General features: G+C 31.5%; 19 protein-coding genes. 2 read left to right on the forward strand and 17 right to left on the reverse strand.

Going from position 1 to position 20,490, the window contains the following annotated elements; translation table 11 throughout:
- Positions 1 to 62 precede the first annotated feature (62 nt).
- The gene (locus tag FLACHUCJ7_RS17480; protein ID WP_180909810.1) at positions 63 to 1,589 is read left to right on the forward strand and encodes a glycosyltransferase family 39 protein; all 1,527 of its coding nucleotides are present in this window, start codon (positions 63 to 65) and stop codon (positions 1,587 to 1,589) included.
- Positions 1,590 to 1,598: 9 nt separating this feature from the next.
- Here the strand turns inward: FLACHUCJ7_RS17480 and FLACHUCJ7_RS17485 are convergent, their stop codons facing one another.
- From FLACHUCJ7_RS17485 to FLACHUCJ7_RS17520, 8 genes are all read right to left on the reverse strand, one after another.
- Positions 1,599 to 2,741: a DUF7005 family protein gene (locus FLACHUCJ7_RS17485; protein ID WP_180909811.1), complete on the reverse strand. Its 1,143-nt coding sequence runs from the start codon at positions 2,739 to 2,741 to the stop codon at positions 1,599 to 1,601.
- A 1-nt stretch (position 2,742) separates the two neighbouring features.
- Entirely contained in the window at positions 2,743 to 5,652 is a 2,910-nt protein-coding gene (locus tag FLACHUCJ7_RS17490; RefSeq protein ID WP_219634128.1) for an NHLP bacteriocin export ABC transporter permease/ATPase subunit, read from the reverse strand.
- A gap of 11 nt (positions 5,653 to 5,663) precedes the next feature.
- Entirely contained in the window at positions 5,664 to 7,862 is a 2,199-nt protein-coding gene (locus FLACHUCJ7_RS17495; RefSeq protein ID WP_078228145.1) for an NHLP family bacteriocin export ABC transporter peptidase/permease/ATPase subunit, read from the reverse strand.
- 9 nt (positions 7,863 to 7,871) lie between these two features.
- Positions 7,872 to 9,134 (reverse strand): NHLP bacteriocin system secretion protein, encoded by a 1,263-nt coding sequence (locus tag FLACHUCJ7_RS17500; RefSeq protein ID WP_180909812.1) that lies wholly within the window; start codon positions 9,132 to 9,134, stop codon positions 7,872 to 7,874.
- Positions 9,135 to 9,148: 14 nt separating this feature from the next.
- A complete protein-coding gene (locus FLACHUCJ7_RS17505; RefSeq protein WP_180909813.1) occupies positions 9,149 to 10,717 on the reverse strand; it encodes a TolC family protein in 1,569 nt (522 codons plus the stop codon).
- Positions 10,718 to 10,747: 30 nt separating this feature from the next.
- Positions 10,748 to 11,269: a cyclic nucleotide-binding domain-containing protein gene (locus FLACHUCJ7_RS17510; protein WP_180909814.1), complete on the reverse strand. Its 522-nt coding sequence runs from the start codon at positions 11,267 to 11,269 to the stop codon at positions 10,748 to 10,750.
- Positions 11,270 to 11,354: 85 nt separating this feature from the next.
- Positions 11,355 to 11,693, reverse strand: coding sequence for an NHLP leader peptide family RiPP precursor (locus tag FLACHUCJ7_RS17515; protein WP_180909815.1), 339 nt, complete (start codon positions 11,691 to 11,693; stop codon positions 11,355 to 11,357).
- A 44-nt stretch (positions 11,694 to 11,737) separates the two neighbouring features.
- Positions 11,738 to 12,394, reverse strand: a complete 657-nt coding sequence (locus tag FLACHUCJ7_RS17520) for a helix-turn-helix domain-containing protein (RefSeq protein WP_180909816.1) — start codon at positions 12,392 to 12,394, stop codon at positions 11,738 to 11,740.
- Positions 12,395 to 13,341: 947 nt separating this feature from the next.
- Between FLACHUCJ7_RS17520 and FLACHUCJ7_RS17525 the strand changes: the two genes are divergently transcribed.
- Positions 13,342 to 14,109 carry a response regulator transcription factor gene (locus tag FLACHUCJ7_RS17525; protein ID WP_230408856.1) on the forward strand — a complete coding sequence of 256 codons (768 nt, stop codon included), beginning with the start codon at positions 13,342 to 13,344 and terminating at the stop codon, positions 14,107 to 14,109.
- 37 nt (positions 14,110 to 14,146) lie between these two features.
- Here the strand turns inward: FLACHUCJ7_RS17525 and FLACHUCJ7_RS17530 are convergent, their stop codons facing one another.
- The 9 genes from FLACHUCJ7_RS17530 to FLACHUCJ7_RS17570 form a co-directional block, all read right to left on the reverse strand.
- Positions 14,147 to 15,682, reverse strand: coding sequence for a type 2 lanthipeptide synthetase LanM (locus FLACHUCJ7_RS17530; protein ID WP_180909817.1), 1,536 nt, complete (start codon positions 15,680 to 15,682; stop codon positions 14,147 to 14,149).
- Positions 15,683 to 15,800: 118 nt separating this feature from the next.
- A complete protein-coding gene (locus FLACHUCJ7_RS17535; protein ID WP_180909818.1) occupies positions 15,801 to 15,983 on the reverse strand; it encodes a hypothetical protein in 183 nt (60 codons plus the stop codon).
- Positions 15,984 to 16,082: 99 nt separating this feature from the next.
- Positions 16,083 to 16,433 (reverse strand): NHLP leader peptide family RiPP precursor, encoded by a 351-nt coding sequence (locus FLACHUCJ7_RS17540; protein ID WP_180909819.1) that lies wholly within the window; start codon positions 16,431 to 16,433, stop codon positions 16,083 to 16,085.
- A gap of 20 nt (positions 16,434 to 16,453) precedes the next feature.
- The gene (locus FLACHUCJ7_RS17545) at positions 16,454 to 16,798 is read right to left on the reverse strand and encodes a TOMM propeptide domain-containing protein (RefSeq protein WP_180909820.1); all 345 of its coding nucleotides are present in this window, start codon (positions 16,796 to 16,798) and stop codon (positions 16,454 to 16,456) included.
- A 27-nt stretch (positions 16,799 to 16,825) separates the two neighbouring features.
- Positions 16,826 to 17,179 (reverse strand): NHLP leader peptide family RiPP precursor, encoded by a 354-nt coding sequence (locus FLACHUCJ7_RS17550; RefSeq protein ID WP_180909821.1) that lies wholly within the window; start codon positions 17,177 to 17,179, stop codon positions 16,826 to 16,828.
- A 26-nt stretch (positions 17,180 to 17,205) separates the two neighbouring features.
- Entirely contained in the window at positions 17,206 to 17,553 is a 348-nt protein-coding gene (locus tag FLACHUCJ7_RS17555; RefSeq protein WP_180909822.1) for an NHLP leader peptide family RiPP precursor, read from the reverse strand.
- 34 nt (positions 17,554 to 17,587) lie between these two features.
- Complete coding sequence (locus FLACHUCJ7_RS17560) at positions 17,588 to 17,911, reverse strand: NHLP leader peptide family RiPP precursor (protein WP_035136360.1); 324 nt, start codon at positions 17,909 to 17,911, stop codon at positions 17,588 to 17,590.
- 101 nt (positions 17,912 to 18,012) lie between these two features.
- Positions 18,013 to 18,345 carry a TOMM propeptide domain-containing protein gene (locus tag FLACHUCJ7_RS17565; protein WP_031453572.1) on the reverse strand — a complete coding sequence of 111 codons (333 nt, stop codon included), beginning with the start codon at positions 18,343 to 18,345 and terminating at the stop codon, positions 18,013 to 18,015.
- Between the two features lie 78 nt (positions 18,346 to 18,423).
- The gene (locus FLACHUCJ7_RS17570) at positions 18,424 to 20,418 is read right to left on the reverse strand and encodes an adenylate/guanylate cyclase domain-containing protein (protein ID WP_180909823.1); all 1,995 of its coding nucleotides are present in this window, start codon (positions 20,416 to 20,418) and stop codon (positions 18,424 to 18,426) included.
- Between the last annotated feature and the right edge of the window lie 72 nt (positions 20,419 to 20,490).

Raw genomic sequence — 20,490 nt, forward strand, 5'->3', positions numbered from 1 at the left:
TTAATTTTTCAACAGGATTTCAATACCTAATTGAACTAATTATAATTAAGCGACTAAGCATTATGACTAAAAAAACAATCGTTTTAATTGGATTTATTGTTCTTAAATTTGTTTTGCAATATGTTTTGCTAAGTCCTGAATATGACCTGCAACGAGACGAATATTTGCATCTTGATCAGGCAAATCATTTAGCCTGGGGATATTTATCAGTTCCTCCTCTCACTTCATGGATTTCTTATATAATTCTTATGCTTGGAAATTCTGTTTTCTGGGTGAAGTTTTTTCCTGCTTTGTTTGGAGTTTTAACGCTTATTGTGGTTTGGAAAACAATTGAAACTTTAAAAGGAAATTTATACGCACAGATTTTGGGTTCAGTGTGTATTTTATTTTCCTCGTTGCTGCGAATTAATATGCTGTTTCAACCTAATTCGTTTGATGTATTGTGCTGGACAGCTTTTTATTATGTGATTATTCAATATGTTGCAACTCAAAAAACAAAGTGGTTTTATGTGGCAGCAATGGTATTTGCAATCGGTTTCTTAAATAAATACAATATTATTTTCTTACTTATTGGTTTGATCCCGGCTATCTTGCTTTCTGACCAAAGACAAATTTTAGCAGAAAAAAAACTCTATTTAGCTTTATTCTTTGGACTGATATTGATTCTACCCAATATTTTATGGCAGTATAATAACCAGTTTCCTATTGTACATCATATGAAAGAATTGGCAGAAACACAACTGGTGAATGTTGACCGTGTTGAATTTTTAAAAGAACAATTGCTATTTTTTATTGGCGGGCTGTTAGTTATTCTTTCAGGTTTTTATGCTTTGTTGTTTTTTAAACCTTTCAAAAAGTATAAATTCTTTTTTACCTCTGTCATTTTTACACTTCTTGTCTTTATATGTTTTAAAGCCAAAGCTTATTACGCTATTGGGCTATATCCCGTTTATATTGCTTTTGGAGCCGCTTTTTTGGGAGAATTTCTAAAATTTGGCTGGAAACGTTTTCTGCAGCCTATATTTATAGCGATTCCTTTATTGCTGTTTATTCCAATTTATGATGTTGCTTTTCCAAATAAAAGTCCTCAGGAAATAAGTACCAATCCAGAGAAATATCAAAAACTGGGAATGCTTCGCTGGGAAGACGGGAAAGATCATGTTTTGCCACAGGATTTTGCAGATATGCTTGGGTGGAAAGAACTCGCCAGAAAAACCGATTCTGTTTATAGTGTTTTAGGCAATCAACAAAACACATTAGTGCTTTGTGATAATTACGGACAAGCGGGAGCTATTAATTATTATACAAAAAAAGGCATCAAAGCAGTTTCTTTTAATGCTGATTATGTAAATTGGTTTAATCTCAAAGTTCAATATAAAAACCTGATAAGAATTAAAGAGTTTGAGAAAAACAGTACTGAACTTAAAGAAACTAGTCCGTATTTTCAATCCGCTTTTAAAGCAGGAGAAATTACCAATAAATACGCAAGAGAATTCAAAACAACCCTTTTTGTTTTTACAAATGCGAAAATCAACATTAATAAAAAAATAGAACAGGAAATTAAAGATGAAAAAGATTTTAGTCAGTAAATAATATAATTAATTTGGGAATTCTAAGTCAACACTTTCGTGAATATTAAAGCTCTCATAGTAATTATCCAGTAGTACAGAAGAACCATTTTGAGAAGCTAATATTGTTAGACCTGTTTCACAAAGTGCCTCTATCCTACACCTTTGATCTTTGACTGATATTAATTTGCCCATTTTTTTATCAAATATAGCGATGGTTTCAATAGCATTTTTAATAATCGTTATCAATTGTTTAAAATCTTCCTGGGATAATCTGTTTTCTTTTATATAATTTTCTAATCTCGCTCCTCTTCTATACTTTGGATATTCTTCTAATCCCATGAAATTTAGCATCCAGCCTTTGTCAAAATATCCTATAGTTTTAATAATTCCTATATAATCTGCAATTAACTCATCATGCAGATTGTTTGAAGCTAATCCATATCTTTTTAAAGTATACAAATGTGTAAATTCATGTTCCTTTCTAATCGAAATGGAATGTGAAATCCATATATCATCATTTAACCCCAGTTGATTTGCAGACACATTGCTATAAGGTTTTGTGCTCAAAATAATCAACTTATCCTTGTATAAAGATTTATTAAGTATCATATTCGAAAATTCCTGATTCCAGTTACCTAACGGATTCTTTTCCAGCCAACGATTTTTTAAAATATTAATTCTCTCCCAATTATTAATACCGTTTATTAAGACTGCTCCCATTGAATGAGGAATTTCAACAGGATTATTTTTGTACAATAAAGATTGTATGAGTCTTACAAAATCTTCTTCATTTGAGATTGTTAAGTAAGGTATTTTGTCAGCTAAATTTTTACTGACTTCAAATTTTATACTTTTGGGATCATTTAATTCCATGCAGGCTTTTAAATTTGTGAAATCTTTTTTACCTCTTAAAACGAAGTCTTTGTACAATTGAGATTTTTCGATTCCTGTTTCAATCGGAAAATTGAGTTGAGGATAGCATTTTTTTAGTATATCAAATATAGTATTAGCATCATTATTTTTTGAATGTTCATGCCAAAATTCACAAGCTACTTCTTCAGTAAAAAATGGTTTTTTGAATGTCTTAAACTTATTAAAAAGATATTCTTTAAGACCGGGAGATAACTTAAAAGGAAAATTATCAGGCAGTTTTGAGGCTGGTGAATTCATATTAGGCTATTTGTCGTTTAGCAAGTTGTGTGAACAAGCCGTTCAATTGCATTAATTCTTCATAAGTTCCCGATTCTGTAATTTCTCCTTTATCCAAAACAAAAATGCGGTCTGCATTTTGGATAGTACTCAGTCTGTGTGCAATAACAATACGGGTTGCCTGAAGTTTATCCAGACTTTCTGCTACAATGTTTTGCGTTCTGTTATCTAATGCACTGGTTGCTTCATCCATATAAAGCAATCTTGGTTTGTGTACAATAGCTCTTGCAATCATGAGCCTTTGTCTTTGACCGCCGGAAAATGTTCCCGCTCCTTCACTTATAAAAGTGTGCATTTCCATTGGCATATTTTTGATATCTTCTTCCATTCCGGCCATACGTGCGGCATCCCAGGCATCATTCAGTGTTAATTCTGAATTTCCTACTATATTTTGATAAATACTGCCCGACATCAGTGCCCCGTTTTGTAATACTACTCCTATTTGTCTTCTTACCAATTCTTTATTCATAGTGTCAAAAGTATTTCCATCATAAAATAAAGAGCCCATTTCCGGATGTTCAAATCCGAGAAGAAGCCTCATAATAGTTGATTTTCCTGAGCCGGAAGCACCTACAAAGGCAACCATTTCTCCTGGCTTAATTTTGAAAGTAATATTTTTTAAAATCAAAGGCTGATTCTCGTTATATCTAAATGAAACCGAATTCATTTCAATTTCACCGGCTAATTCTCCCGGATCAATACTTTGTTCAACAGATTCGGTTTCTTCTTCTAAAATTGGTTTTACCCTTTCATAAAGCGGAATAACATTGAGTGAAGTTATAAAAGCCATACTTAACCTCAGACTATCACTTAAAAATTTATTGAATGCAGTAATAAAAGCCATAAATGCCCCTACGGTTAGCATACTTGTTGTTTTATCAGAATTTAGAACGGTATGATATATAAACGAAAAAAAGAAAATACTTGTAAAAAGCGGATAAGAACTATTAAAAACTTCGACAAAATTTTGATAACTTCCGGAACTGAATCCTAATGTTTTTAGTTTAGAAAACTTGTTCGCCCAAAGTGCGAAAACCCTTCTTTCACCACCTGTAATTCTAATTTTGCTAATTCCGGATAAAAACTCAAAAAGAAAACCCTGAATTTCTCCCTGGTATTTTGAAACTTCTCTGTCGTATTTTAGCTTTAAACAGCCCATTGCTATCATAAATACAACGGCGACTAAAGCCAAAAATACTCCTACCCAGGCTAAACCCGAATCGTAATAAAACAAAAGTATAAGATTAACGAACGAAAATGCACCACTCAAAACCGCTGTCATCAATGTACTCGATAATATTTGCCTGATAGAATTAATACTAAGTACTCTGTTAGTGAGATCTCCAGCTGTATATTTTTTATAAAAAGTTACTGGCAATCTTAAAATGTAGTCCATAACACCGGCCTGCAAATTAATGCTGGATTTAGATTCAACCCGCATTTGCAATACGCCCTGAACAAGCTGAAGACCAGCCGAAACTAAGCCAATAATGATCATAATGCTAAATACTTCAAAATGGATTGATCTGTCGGCTGTTGGAATAACATCGTCAAAAATTATACCCGATAGAATTGGAATCAACAAACCAATTAAACTGCCGGCAAATGAGGCTAAAATTAATAATTTGGCATCTCTTAAGACTCCGTTCATCGCAAAGCGTAATACTTTTTTTATTGAATCCATTTTAACATTGAATCCAGAAAAAAACATATATGCAATTGGCTCTAAGGACTCAGCGATTTTTTGATTTACAACAGACTCTGTACCCGTTTCTAAATTTTTGATCAAATAAGAATCTGATTTTTTTTGTATTAGGGCAACAGGTGTATTATTTGGTTTTAAAAAAGCCAATAAATGTCCGTTTTCTTCTTTCCACCATACATCTCTTAAGATAATTTTGCGTACTCTTATTTTAGAGCTTTTTGCAATTGCATATAACAGATTATTTGCCGTATTTTGAAATGTTTCAATATGTTTTGGTTCCTCAAGTTTAAATCCGCTATAACCCCCAATTAATTGACATGTCGAAAAAAATACACTCTGTTTGTTTATCTTATTGAATGCTATTGAAGTATTTTTTTTATTGCCTGTAACTATAGATTTTATTTTTTCCAGCGTAGTCTCTAATTCTTCTTCCTCATTCGTAAGTTTCTCAATAAAGTGTGTATTTTCTAATTTACTGTTCTTTTCTATATCTTTATTAAGCTGATTATAAAAATAGGATTGCATTTTTTCTAAAGAAATTAAAAAATTAATTTCTTCTTCAATAACTTCACTGGTACTTAATATTTTTATTTCTGTGTTATCAGATACCGATTTTATCCATAATTTATTAGATACTGGTATGGGATAAACAAGTTCGTTATTAGATGAGGATATATTAATTTCATCTGAAAAAACTGAAATATTTCCTTTAAGTAATCTTATCCAATTTATTCCATTAGAAGGATATGCAATATTATTTTCTTTTAAATTTAAATTTTCAAAATCATTAAGCGCTGTGTAAACCCTTGGTGTGGTGTTGAAGCTTAATTCAGATGAAGTTTTTAAAATCCATTTGTTAATCATGTTTTTTAAAAAGAAACGATCCACATTCAAAAGTTCATTTTTTGGAATAGCTAATAATTTTGCTTCATTTGAAAAAACAATCAGTCTTATATTATTGTCGCATTCATGAGGCAATAAACTAAATAATAATTCCCCTTGTTTTGCTGAATAAAGGTATTTTAAGGCACATAAGTATTCTCCCTGTTCATCAATTTTAGTATGAAACACGTTTACTTCTCCCGAAATAATCATCCAGAAACAGTCTGTATTATTAAGAATCAATGGCTTATCGACCTTGATATGTATTTTCTCTTTCACTGACATAATCACTAAATTTATTTTGTTTCGATCAAATGAGAATAAACACCATTCAATTTTAATAATTCCTGATGAGAGCCCCGCTCCACGATTTTTCCGAATTCCATAACAATTATTTCATCACAATCCATTATGGTACTCAATCTGTGGGCAACAATCAGACAGGTACACCCTCTTTTTTTAATATTATCCATTACTGTTTTCTCTGTTGTAGGATCTAAAGCGCTTGTAGCTTCATCCATTACCAAAATAGTCGGATTAACGGCAAGAGCTCTTGCAATTTCAATACGCTGACGCTGTCCTCCGCTAAAATTGGTTCCACCTTCCATTACATTACTTTCATATCCGTCATTTCTGGCTGCAATAACATCATGAATGACTGCATCACGGGCAGAATTTATAATGTGTTTTTCAGGAATCATGGTGTCCCAAAAAGAAATATTCTCTCTGATGGTACCGTTAAAAACAATTACATCCTGATCTACTACTGCTAATGAACTTGTAATGATGTGTCTTGGAATATCTACACGATTTTTTGCATCCAGTAATATTTCTCCTTCCCATGGATCATAAAGCCCGGAAGCAATCTTTGCTACTGTAGATTTGCCGCTTCCAGAACCTCCTACTAATGCGACTCTGCTTCCTGGTCTTAGCTTTAAATTGAAATTTTCAATCAATGCCGGCATAGTGGTGTTGTATCCAAATGTGACATTTTTCATTTCAAAATATCCAATTAATTTGCTTTTTTGTTCATTATTAGCTTGTTTGATATTTTCATTTTGCTCTTTTTCCCTAAACTGATTATCAATCTCGTAGTTCAGAACATCATCAATTTTGTTCATATCGCTCTCAGTCTCATGAAGCAACGTCCCTACACTAACCAACTGATTAACAGGATTAATAAAATTTGACATTAAATAAGTAAAAGCAACTAAAGCTCCCAAAGTCATTTCGCCATTCATAATTTGCAATGCACCTATTCCTAGAATCAGAGAGTTTGTTAATGAAGTGATTAAACTGGGCATAACATTCAGTCTAATCGTTAGCCATCCTAATTCCTGTTGTGCATTCATTACTTTTGCCAGATATCCTATCCAGTTTGTGAAAAAATCATTTTCTCGTCCGGATGCTTTTAAGGTTTCTATCATACTAATTCCGGAAGTTGTTGTGCCTAATAACTTTCCCGTTTCATTGCTAAGCCTGCGGCTTCCGTCTTTTCTGGCTGTGGAAACATATCTAAGAATTAAAATATTTAATCCGGCCATAAAAATCCCAATTAACGTCAGGGTAACATTATAAGAAAACATTAGGGTCGCATAAAATAATACTGCGATAACATTTAAGGCTGCATTTGCCAGATCTCCACTTAGTAATTTGGCTACTTTGTCATTCAGAGAAACCCTGTTGCCTACTTCTCCGCTGTAGCGCTGTGTAAAAAATGCTATTGGTAAGTGAAAAACATGCCAAAGAAATTTACTGGATGTAACTAATGCCAGTTTTGTTTCTAATTTGAGTAGAAAATATTGCTGGAGATAAACCAAAACCGAATTAATAATTAAGATTGCTGACATGATCAAAAGCAATGGCATTACAAATCCTGAAAAACTGTTTATCAAATATTTATCTATAAATACTTTAAGAAAAGAAGGAATTATCAACCCCGGAATCACCAAAAACAGACTGGCTAAAATGATATAAGAAATACTTAATTTAGAGTTGGCCACTCTGGACAATAATGACGAAATTAAACCGCGTTTCTCATTTCCTTTTTCAAAAGCTGTATTGGTTTCAAAAGTTAAGACAACTCCTGTATAACAATCATCAAATTCCTGATGGCTTACATAATATCTTCCTTGTGCAGGATCACTCAAATAAACTCTGTTTTTTGTAAATCCTTCAAGAACCAAAAAGTGATTGAAATTCCAGAAAATAATCGCAGGTGTTTTAATCTGCATCAGCTTTTCTATAGACTTTGCATATCCTTTTGCTTCAAGTCCAAACTCTTTGGCGGCTTTTATGATATTTGTAGCTTTTAGACCATCTCTGGAAACTCCACATGCTATTCTTAATTTTTCAAGAGGAACAAACTTTCCAAAATGGCCTAAAATGATACTCAGAGCCGCAGCACCACATTCTACACTTTCCATCTGTAAAACAGTTGGAACCTTAACGGGCCTGGCTTGTTTTTCTATAACAAAAGTTGTACTGGTTGCCATTTGTATGTATTAATATAGATCAAAAAATTTCTTGAATGCCGGAACAACAATAGTTACAGGAGGTTCTTCTTTTATTGTAACTTTACCCATGCAGGAGGTGCCTTCTTTTATAAAAACATCCGGCCCTTTTGCCGAAGTCCATTTAAAACCACTATATGAATCGGGGTCATTCTCAAAATCTACATGAACTTCAAATAGCGGTCCGGCGGCTAAAAGACCTTTTGCAAGCTGGTCATTTTTAACAGAGGTTAGCATACCCTGTTGTGTTACCGGAAAATCAGAAACATAAGTCACTTTTCCTTTTATAAAGCCATATTCCTGTGGCTGGACGGTAGAAGGAACAACTAAAGCTTCCATTCCCTTTTTAATTTTTTTTCCATCCTGAGAAGGGATATAAAGCACTCCTTTTAATTTGGATTCTGCAGTTTTATGGAGGTTTTTAAGCTTAAATAATGGAGTCCCTGCACCTACGACAACTCCCGCATCGGTTAAAACCTCTACAACTTCTCCATCATAAGGACTTTTTATATTTCGCTGAATATCATAGCGTTCTGTGAGGAACTGTAAATTTCTTTCGGCTTCGGCTATTCTTTGATTTTGCAGCGTAATTTTCTGCTGCATATCAAAACCTAAATTATGCTGCTGGTTTGATGTTTCTACTTTTTGGCCCTTCAGTCTTTCAATCGTATTTTTTGAAGCTTCAATTTGCTGTTTTGTATTGGCAACTTCAGATTTTGTTATCAAACCTTTATTAAGAAGAACATTCTCTGATTCCAGCTGATTGTTTAAAAACGATAATTTCTTTTTCTCTGATTCAATCTCACCCTGTATACTGACACGAGTCTGTTTGATCATTTCGCTTTGCAGTTGAGTTCCCTGGTTTCCGTACGATGATAATTTCCCCATCTCGAATTTTCTGTCTGAAACAACTGCTTTTGCATCTTGTATTTGTTGGGACAGGTCAGGCTGTTTTATGGTTGCGATGATATCTCCTTTTTTTACCTTATTACCAATGCCTACTTTCAATTCTACCAATTGCCCTTGCGAAGTGGCTACAACCTCATGAACTTCACCTCCTAAAACCACTCCAACAGCATCTAATTTTGTTTTTACCGTACCCGCAAATGACCAGACTACTGCGGTAAATAATGCAAGTGCAACTGTTGTAAGGGCTATCCATGCTTTTGGCCCGGTGACTTTTATTAACTGATCTAATTTTTCGGGAGTAGAAAGCTTTTCTAACGCCGATTTTCTGAAAAAACTTGCTGACATGATTTCTCTTTTTATTAATTTTCTATAGTAGGAACCGTATAAAATGTATTTTTAAGGATACCAAAATCCAGTTTTTCTTTAGAAACAAGTGTCCCTGTTTCGTGTCTGAGACTTATAATTGCATTTGAAAACTGTTGCTCTGCATTCAGATATTCCAATTCTGAATAGGTAAATCTTTCCTGAAACTGCATCAAATTGAAAAGAGTTGTAAGACCAATTTGAAATTTCTCCTGTTCATTATTAAAAGCTTGCTGATAGAACGCCATTGATTCTTTTGCTTTGTCAACAATTAAAGCGCTGTTTCTTAAATTATTGAATGCAATATTGATATTTAATTCTATGTTTCTTTGTGTGTTATTACTTATTATTTCCTGATCTTTTACTGCAATTTTACTGATCGAATAGTTTCCTTTTGCTGCATTGTTATTTAGTGGAAATAAAAAAGTTAATTTTGCCCCTCCTCCAACATCCTGTCCCTGATTATTTACAAAAGAAGTCAGGGTTTTATCCATTCCGTTTCCGTTACTGGTACTTCCATAATAAACGAAACCGGTCAAATCCAGCTGTGGTTTCAAATTGTTTTGAGCCAATTGATACTGAAGTTCTACAGCCTCCGTCACTTTTTTAACCGCTTTTAAATCTCCTCTGTTATTTATGGCGGCTTTCAGAAAAGGTTCTTTATTGATGTTTTCTGTATAACCACTCTCTCCAACTGCCGGAAAATCATTCACAGGAACATCTAATTGCTGACTTTCTTCATCAGATAAACCAATAGCTCTACCCAGATTTAGTCTTGTATTGTATAAATTTTGTCTGGCAACAACCGTTAATCTTTCCTGATTGGTTAAATCTGCATTAATTTGGGCAAGATCTCCCTGAGGTTTTTTATCGGCTTTAACCAGTTCATTTGTCATTTCCAACACATTTCGTACCCGTGTTTCATTTTGCAGGTAAACATCTAAGCTTTTATATGCCGTATAGTAACTCCAATAAGCAATACCTATTTGTAAAATTTCATATGAATTTGTAAACTCGTAATCATGCTTATTTTTATCGATATAAAGGCTGGAAATCCTTTCTCCCATTGTAGCGATTCTTTTTCCCCGCCCCTTTAAAAGTGGCTGGGTTAATGAAAAATTAATCACTCCTGTGTGCCTGCCATAAAAAGGTCCTACAAATTCATTAAACGAATTATACGGAAAATTGCTGTCGTTGTAAAGATATTTTATCCCCACTTCTGCAATTTGTGATGTTCGGAATCTTTTTTGAATACTGGCAAAAAAATCTACAGAATTGGATTTTAATGAACGATCAATAAATTCGTTTCTGGGATCAGCATCATACAGATTATATCTGCCGGTTTGGTATGTAAGTGCCGAATTTAAATTATAATCAAATGTACCTGCTTGTACCTGAACGCCTGCTTCTGCAGTTTGTATAGCATAATAAGTGCTTTTAATATTTGGATTTTTATTGAATGCGATACTGGAAATTTCAATCAAATCGCATTTAATTTTAGACTGACTATAGAGGTTATTAGCAGCAACAATCAATAATATAAAAAAGAAATAGTAAGCTCTCATATAAATTTGATCTTTATGATTTATATATCATTATGCCTGTGAAAACCTATTTAAAATTTGCCCAAAACGAGATCCGGCCTGTGCCACATGATCCAGTATTTTAGTATCTATTAAATCTTCTTCTTCCGGAGTACCATATCCTAACTGATCTGTCGTTTTTCTTAACCTGTTAGAAAGAAATAATGCCAGCGCATAATAAAAATTGGCTTTAAAATCAGGATTTGTAGAAAGCCTTACTTCTATAGCCTGTTTGGAAATCTTGTATACTGTTGCTATTTTTGTAGCAATTACAGAAACCGATGGAGGCCTTGTTTCTAAAAATGACATTTCGCCTACAACTTCTCCGGATCCTAATGTTGCAATATCTTCTTTATCGCCATTTTCTGCACATACCGACAATTGACCGGAAAGTATGATGTATAGATTGTCAATAAAATTACCTTTCTGTATCAATTTTTCACCAATTCCTAATTCAATTTTTTGACCATTCTGAATCATCCATTCTACATCTCTGCTATCTAACTGGCCTAAGAAAAAAAGTGCTCTTTTCATAATGTATTATTTAAGGTTATACTAATTTATTTGAATTCATACTGCTGTTTAAGACAAAAAGTCTGATATATCTGACATTAATGATTTACTTATACATGTTGCGCAAAGAATCGTACAAGCTTTCATGATCAGACACGCTTGTTCCATTTGAAGCACCACCATTAACAGTATCCAATTTTTTTTCATCCAGTTCTACATCTTTAGGCTCTGGTTTTACAGGGATATTTATGTAGATATACTCCGGATTAGACTGGTCTGTTACCTTAATTTTTTTTCCTGTTGGCAGACTTCTTCCAAAAAACTTTTCTAATGTTTCTTCAGGATTAGTAAGCAATGATTTTTTAAATTCATCATTCTCCCATGCTTCAGTTATAATTCTAAGAAATACATCCTGACCTTTTTTTTGTTCTTCTGTTAATATCATTTTCGACTTTTTAATTTATTTATGCTGATTGCTATTTTATATTTTCATCTTAAAGAATTGATTAGTTCCTTAGGCGAAATATCATATTGACTTGAAAATAACTTAGAAAAATAATGCACATCATTGTAACCGACTGAATAAGCGACTTGCGAAATGGAGTTTTGAATATAATTATCAATAATATGTTTTGCTTTGTGCAGTCGTAGTATTCTTATATATTTATTAGGTGTTAAATGAACTAAATGGGCTATTTTTCTATGCAATTGTCTTTCGCTAACCGCCATTTTATATGATAGTTCATATAAATTCATATCATTTTGATTAATTGAACTATAAATTTCCTTTTCTAGATTTATTAACCAGTCCTGATCTAATCTTGTGACTTTTTGAGGGTTTATTTTGTTCAGACATAAACTCTGAACATTTTTATTAGTTTCATAAATGCCAAAAATATCAGGACGTCCCTGAATAGTAAGGCTTACAGATTTTGATTTGATTTCTTTTAAAATTTCTTCAATAAGATCATTTATTTGAGTGCTGCTTGAAAATATAATCTCATTTTGAGCTTTACTATCAATACTATCCGGTTTACTTGCCGTAATAATGTTAGCTAATGGATTCTTGATGTTTTGAATAATCTGATTTAAAATATCTGGAGAGGACCAATCTATTGTAGTACCTTTTGTAATTTGATTTGTCATTTTAATGGAAATTAATTTGTTAGTCAACAATTTTAAAAACCTGGCTCTGACAAGTCTTTTTGTTAATTTTAATCTGTTTTTATCATTCAGAAAAGGATATTTTAATATTATGCCTGATAGTTATATTCGTATTTTCAAAATATTGGCTGATATTTATATTGAGAAGGTTACCAAAGCACTTATTTTTAAAATAAAAAAATCTTTTAATTCGTCGTAACTGATCTATTTTGGAAAAATTATATAATTAACAGAAGTTCCTGTAACCTCTGTTTTTCAAACGAAATTCATAATTCTTAATAATTGGTTGACACACTCAGCAAAGACAACATTTTTTGTTTGCATATTTGGGGTTAGCAAACATTATTAATCTTGTGAAAAATATTTATTCCCTTTTGAAGCATATGCCAGTTACAATTTCCTTTCTAATTAAACTTTGGCAATATGACTGAAATTTTAAAATTTGCTAATTCCGTTACCTGATCTAATTCTAATTGTTTCAGATAATTTTAAGTAATATTCATAGCTTTTAGATTCATTACAAAGCTAATTTTCCTACATTGTTATTTTGCTACCCTAATTAGTAGTATTTTATTGAAAATCAACAAACTACACTTTTAGGTAGTTTGGTTTTTAATTAATTCAAAGCAAAAAGAAGTATTGTTAAATCGATCTGATGCTGTTTTTAGTAATCTTTATAAATAATAAATAGACAGTTAACTCTTTTGAGAAACTAAATCTCTTTCGCTAATTTTTTGATTTTATGAGATTAAATATAGATTGCAATATTTTGCGGCTATACTTATTTAATCAATTGATAATCAGTTAAAAATGTAAATTATTTCTATATAAATGTCCTGTATATTTTTTATTTACTAAATAACTACCATATTTATGTAATTATTTTCATACATAAAAAAAAATAATTAAATTTGAGTTAAAACTAAAATATGATGAATGCAGCTGATTTAAATTCATTTTTTTATTCCAGAAATGCGATCCATGGCTTAACAGATGAGGAAAAATCGAAAAAAATGGAATATTTAGAGCCCATAAAAGCGTTTTCAAGGGCTACATGCACAAGTATATATGTTATTGATTACTTAAAACAAGGTTTTGAATTTGTTTCAGAAAATCCGCTATTTCTATGTGGAAATACTGCTGAAGAAGTGTTGGAAATGGGATATGTGTTTTATTTTAATCATGTACCTGAAGTGGATTTAGAGTTATTGTTAAAAATTAATTCTGCAGGGTTTGATTTTTATGAAAAGCTGCCCGTAGAAGAAAGAACTCACCATACCATCACATATGATTTTCATTTGAAAAATAAAGAAGGAAAATTGATTTTGATAAACCAAAAACTCACTCCTGTTTTTTTAACTGATACCGGAAAAATATGGAAAGCAATATGTATTATTACGCTATCATCAGAACGTAAAGCTGGCAATATTAAAATCTATAAAGACGGAGAGAATAAGGTCTATAATTATAATCTTAATCAGGGCTTATGGGAAGATTCTGAAAAAATATCTTTATCCAAAAGAGAAAAAGAAATTTTACAACTTTCTACCAGGGCATTTAATATAAATGAAATTGCAAATGAAATATTTGTTTCACCTGATACCGTAAAATTTCACAGAAGAAAACTATTTGAAAAATTAGAAGTAACCAATATTTCAGAAGCCATAGTTTATGCTACTAATAATAAACTAATTTAAAAATAACGTTCTATGGCTATACCAAACTATTTTGGTATTAAATAGTAACCCATCGATGGATAAATTCTAACTGATCTTTTTTATGATCAGGAGAAAGGATATCTATTCTTTTATTAATGTTATCAATACAATTATATTCAAATATTTTAAATGATTCATTCCCCTCCAAATAGTCATCTAAACTGCTTAAACTAAAAATAGGAATATCTCCGTTAAGCATTTGCTGAATTTCATAGTCCATAATAAATTTGTAACTTTTCATACTTTCTGCAAAATATGCTTTAGATAATAATTCTTTTAATTTTGAATTATAGTTCTTATGACTAGACATAAGTGCCGGTGATCTCATATATCTTAATATATTAAAATAGACAAAAGTTGGCCTCCATACATACCTGACTTCCTGATTCTTAAAAGAATTAATTGGTGAGACTAAGGATTTCAATTCTTCTTTAGAATTGGTAAACAAATCATAAGTCAAAGAAAATCCATCAACAAAATTTTTAGCATAATCATTTACAAAAACTCGATTTTCATTGTACACTGGTATATTTTTTCCGACCAATTCGCGAGTTACAAAACGGGTTACTCTTTTAGAATTTATAGTATTTGGATTGACAATTTTTTTCCCAAAATCTGTTAGGTGCAAATTTCCTCTTACGCCATAACCTGTACAATCTATAGGAACTTTAGTATTACTATTTACTATTAGTACACTTTCTAATACAGAAAAAAGAGGGATTTTTTGTTGCTCATCCCAGGATCGTTCTACAGACTGACTGGCCAAAAAAGGCTGAATAATAGTTTCATGATCTATCATAACAGGATTTTTGCCTGAAGCAATAATATTTTCACGATGACAATCCTTGCTGCCCAAGAGAAAAGCAACAGCCAGAAGCATACCTGCTTTAAAATAATATTCTTGTAAATCTTCTTTAGAATTTGCTTCATCATTATTTACAAATTCAAGCCACCCATAATCTCCGCAATCCAGTATTTGAAATGTTTTTAAATCTGTTTCTAATTTATCATTAATCCAATCAATAAATGAATTATACGAACTGACAATATTTATATTTCTGGGCTTATATATTAGTTTTTTTTCATTAGATAAATAAACCATAGAGGTACCTTCGCCTTTATGACCATCTCCAAGACTTACATCAATATCTACAATTCGTATATCGTTGAGATTGAATGTAAATTCTATTATTTCACGATCTTTATAAAAACGAGAAAAAATGTTATTAATATGTTTTGAAAAATTTTCTGTCTTAATCTTAAGTAAGTTATCCAAAACGGGAAAATCATTCATTATTGACATTGACATTTTGTCAACAAACAAATTATAATCATCATTGCCATTTTTAATAAAATTATCTAATTCGAATTGTAATGATAGCTCTGCAATAACACTTAATTCTTCTAATAGTTTAGTATGCAACTTATCTTTTAGTATGAACAATTCTATATTAGAATTGCTAATAAAACTATACGTATAGGGCATAATTATATCAACAAAAGGAATAGTTTTAAAATTTTCTTTTATAAAATATGTTGCTTCCGTATTCATTTCAAATTATTCGTTTTAAAATCTATAAAAATTTCTAATTGTTTTATTAGCATTATGCAACATATTCACATGTAATTATAAACTTTAAAATGAAGCTGTAAATTGCTGTTTTTGAATTTTATTCTACTTTTTGTGTGCTTTTAAAAACAATAAAAAGTGAAATTATAAAACCAATTATATATACAATTCCAATACCTAAATTTTGAAACTTTAAGTGCTCAAAATCAAATTGTCTATAAGCTGCTATTCCTAAAATAATTGCGCAAATAGTTCCTGAAGTTCGATAAAACGTAGTGTCCATATTTTTAATTTGAATTATATTTAAATTGCAATTTCATTATTATGATTTTTAATATAAAACCCCTTGATTTTTATTGGTAATCAAGAGGTTTTTATTGTCTTAAAGATGAGATACCGCCCAGGAGATACCAATACCTACTGCCACACCACCAAAATATAATGCCGGGGTCATACCGCCTGCAATTAATTCTAATTGTTCTTCAGTTAGCTCTAATTCATCAAAATTAGGTTCTGCCGGAATATTGAAATAAATAATATTCTCATTTGATTGGTCTTCAGCTATTATTTTAACATTTTCCGGAACAGGAATATTTTTACCTGTTAATTGTTGCAATGCCTGTTCTGGATTATTTAGTAATTGATCTTTAAAAGCTGCACTTTCCCAAGCTTTTTCTACTAGAGCTTTCATCAGCTCTGCTCCTTTTTTCTGTTGTTCTAATGTGATTTTCATGTCTTTATATTTTCAAATTATTATTGATGTGTTGCGGCCCATATTGCAACTCCAACTGTAACTCCTACATAAAATGCTGGTGTAATTCCACCTGCAACTAGTTCTAACTGTTCATCAGTCAGTTCTAATTCATCAAAATTAGGTTCTGCCGGAATATTAAAATAGATAACAGATTCATTGGTTTGATCTTCAACAACGATTTTTTTGTTATCCAGCAATGAAAAACTTTTATTAGTAAATTCTTGAATAGTTGCTTCAGGATTTTTAACCAACTGATCTTTAAAAGCCGCATTTGCCCAAGCTTTTTCGACTAGAGTTTTTATCAACTCAGCACCTTTTTCCTGTTGTTCTTTAGTATATTTCATTTTTATAATTTTAATAGTTAGTATGAATTAATATTTGATAACATCTATTGGAAAAGTTGGACTCGGTAACCATGGCAGTGTTGTAATTGGAGGCCAAATTGCAATACTTCCAACACCTCCGGCTACAGCTTCTAACTGCTCTTCACTTAATTGTGCATCTGCAGATTGTTTTACTGCAGGCGGAATGTTAATATAAACTGCAGATTCATCTGTTTGATCTCTTACCACTAATGTTTTTCCTTCTGGTAAATTCAATTTTTTTCCAATAAATTTTTCAATTGTAGCAACTGGATTTGCTACTAATTCTTTTTTAAATTCAGCATTTTCCCATGCTTTTTGTACCATTTCTGCATACAATTTTTGTTCTTGTGTAATTTCCATGATTTTAAGGTTTTGAGTTAATAATTTTAGTAAAGAACAATGTCTTTAGGAAAAGTTGGATTCCATGGTCCCGGTGGCAAAAGAATACAACCTCCTGGTCCTATAATACCTCCCGCAACAGCTTCTAATTGTTCATCACTTAATTGTGTATCCTGAGATTTTTTTGGTGCTGCAGGAATATTGATATATACAGCCGATTCGTCAGTTTGATCTCTTACAACAAATGTTTTACCAGATGGCAAATTCAATTTTTTTCCTGTAAGTTTTTCGATTGCAGCAACTGGATTTGCTACTAATTCTTTTTTGAATTCAGTATCTTCCCATGCTTTTTGCACAATATCTGCATACAATTTCTGTTCTTGTGTAATTTCCATGATTTGTATTTTTAATATTAATATTTAAATTTATTTAAACCAGCCATTTGATAATCGGAAGAACGATATCAATAGGAATTATAGGAAATATTACACCTCCTGAAACAGCTTCCAGTTGTTTATCGCTTAATTCAACATTATCTAAACTTGATTTTGCAGGAATATTGATATATACAGCCGATTCGTCTGTTTGATCTCTTACAACAAATGTTTTTCCTTCCGGCAAATTCAATTTTTTTCCTGTAAATTTTTCAATTGCAGCTACCGGATTTGCTACTAATTCTTTTTTAAATTCAGCATCTTCCCATGCTTTTTGCACAATTTCTGCGTAGATTTTTTGTTCTTTAGTAATTTCCATGATAATGTTTTTTTTGAGTTATTAATAGTAAAATATGGGTTAAAAAAAATATTATTTTATAATTATGCCTATAAAACTTAATTTAAAGTCTTCTAAGGTTATTATACAACGATGTAATTCTTTAATGCGGGAAATAAACTATTAACCAGATCCGGCCAAACTGTCTGTCCTCCGCCGGCAATTATTTCTAATTGATCTTCTGTAAGTTCAATGTCTTCAATACTAGGTTCACTTGGAATATTGACATAAACCTTAGATTTATCAGTCTGATCATTTATTACCAGCGTCTTCCCTTCTGGTAAAACAATCTTCGCACCTGTCAAATCTTCAATTGCTTTTATTGGATCTGAAACAAGGCTTTTTCTAAAATTAATATCTTCCCATGCTTTAGATATTATTAATCTCAAAACCTCTTCTTCTTTTTTCTGTTCCATGATTTATTTCCTTTTGTACAATGTAAAATTAGAATTACATTATATTATAAAAATGCCAAATAAACTGACAAAAAATACTTAAACATGTATTTTGTCGATAAAAACATTCTTTTTATCGACAAAAAAAACATTCTTTTCGACAAAATACATATTGATTTCCCCTTTTCCTTTAGCATAAATATTACCACGGTACTGAAACAAAAAGCACTCTTCGTGTTTTATCAGATTATAAAGAGATTCACTTATATTGACTTTACCTGCCATTCCATTACTTTCTACCCTGCTGGCAGTATTTACTGTATCGCCCCATACATCATATTGGAATTTTTTAACTCCTACTATTCCGGCAACAATAGGACCAGCGTGTATACCAAGACGCATTTCAAAAGCAGGCTTATTTGTGATTGAATTTTGAATTTTTCTTTCAATCATAAACTCCTGCATTTCTAATCCTGCCAATACAATGTCTTTTAGTGAATCTTCATTTGGATTTGGTATTCCGCCTGCTGCCATGTAGGAATCCCCAATAGTTTTAATTTTTTCGATCTTATGCTTATCAGAGATTAAATCAAATGCCTTGAAACAAACATTAATTTCTTCTACAAGATCTTTAGGTGACATTTTTTCAGCAGTTTGAGTGAAAGATTTAAAATCAGTGAAAAGGATTGAAACCAAATTAAAATCTCGGGCATTTACAAAGCCTTTTTCTTTTAATTCTTCTGCGATTTCTTCAGGCAGAATATTTAACAACAGCTTTTCTGAACGGTCTTTTTCTATTTTTAAGGCTTCTCTGGATTTTCTAACATAGTTTAACCGATTCCATAAAGCAATGACAATCAATAATATGAAACCCAAAGAAATTATAATGATGTTTCTTTGGGTTTCTTTTTTCTGAACTTCTTCTTTATGTTTAAGTTCTATTTTATGCTCTTTATTGACATAGGCAATACTATCCATTAAGAGTGCCTTTTGAAATTCCATGTTTAAAATCTTATTGGAGGTTTCTTCAGACTGTAAGCTGTCATGATATGCATTTGATTTTTCATAAAAATTAAGAGCTTCTGTAGTGTTTCCCGAAGATTTAAAAGCTTCATAAAGACACTTACAAGCTTCTTTTTTTAAAGATATGGCGCCTAAATTTTCTGCAATTCCGAGTCCTTTTTTACATTTCTTTATAGCTGTAGTATTCTTTCCTAATTGAGTCAATATACTGCCAATAGCCACCTCTGATATACCTGTATATTGTAAACTATTAATTTTTTGGGATGATTTTAAACAGCGATTATAATATGATAAAGATTTTGTATAATCTCCCTGATTATTAAATAGTTCACCTAAATTGTAGAGTGCTTCTATTTTTTTTTGTTCATCTCCTATTTTACCTGCTATCGCTAAAGCCTGACTCAAATGATTATAAGCTTTAGAATACTGCTTTTGCATCATGTAGATTTTACCTGCCGCATTTAAATTATGGGAAATTCCTACTGAATCTTTTAACTCTTTGTAAATGGTATTGGCTTTTTGAGAATAAATCATAGCATTAGAATAATCCTTTATATCAATGTATATTCCGCCAATATTTTGGGTAGTCGCAGCAATGATTTTTTTATCGCCAATTTTTTTTTGAATTTTTATTGCCTGATTGTAAAACTCCAGTGCTTTTGGGTAATTCCCTAAGTAATAATGAACAGCGCCAATATTATTTAATGCTGATGAGACTCCTTTTTTGAAATCAATCTTTTCACAAATTTCCTTACTGTTCGTATAATAAGCAAGGGCTTTTGCATAATTTCCCTGATAATAATATGTTGTTGCAATTTTGTTGAGTACATTTCCAACTCCTTTTTGATCTTTGGAACTTTGGTATATTTTTAAACTTTTTTCAAATAAAATCATTGCCACCGGAAATTTTCCGGCATCCTGATACTTTGTTCCACTATTTAATAAACTGTCTGCAGTTTTCTTATTATCAAAACGTTGCTTGTTTGATACATTTGTTTGCCCGTGTAATTTTATTCCGGCACCGAAAGTGAGAAAAAGAAAAAACAATAAGCAGGTGTGCAAATTTTTCATATCAGTACTATTAAATTAAAAACGTATATGTTCAATGTACACATACGTTTTTTATATCACCGGTTAAAATTC

Source organism: Flavobacterium salmonis (genome assembly GCF_903819435.1).
In the GTDB taxonomy this organism is placed as follows: domain Bacteria; phylum Bacteroidota; class Bacteroidia; order Flavobacteriales; family Flavobacteriaceae; genus Flavobacterium; species Flavobacterium chungangense.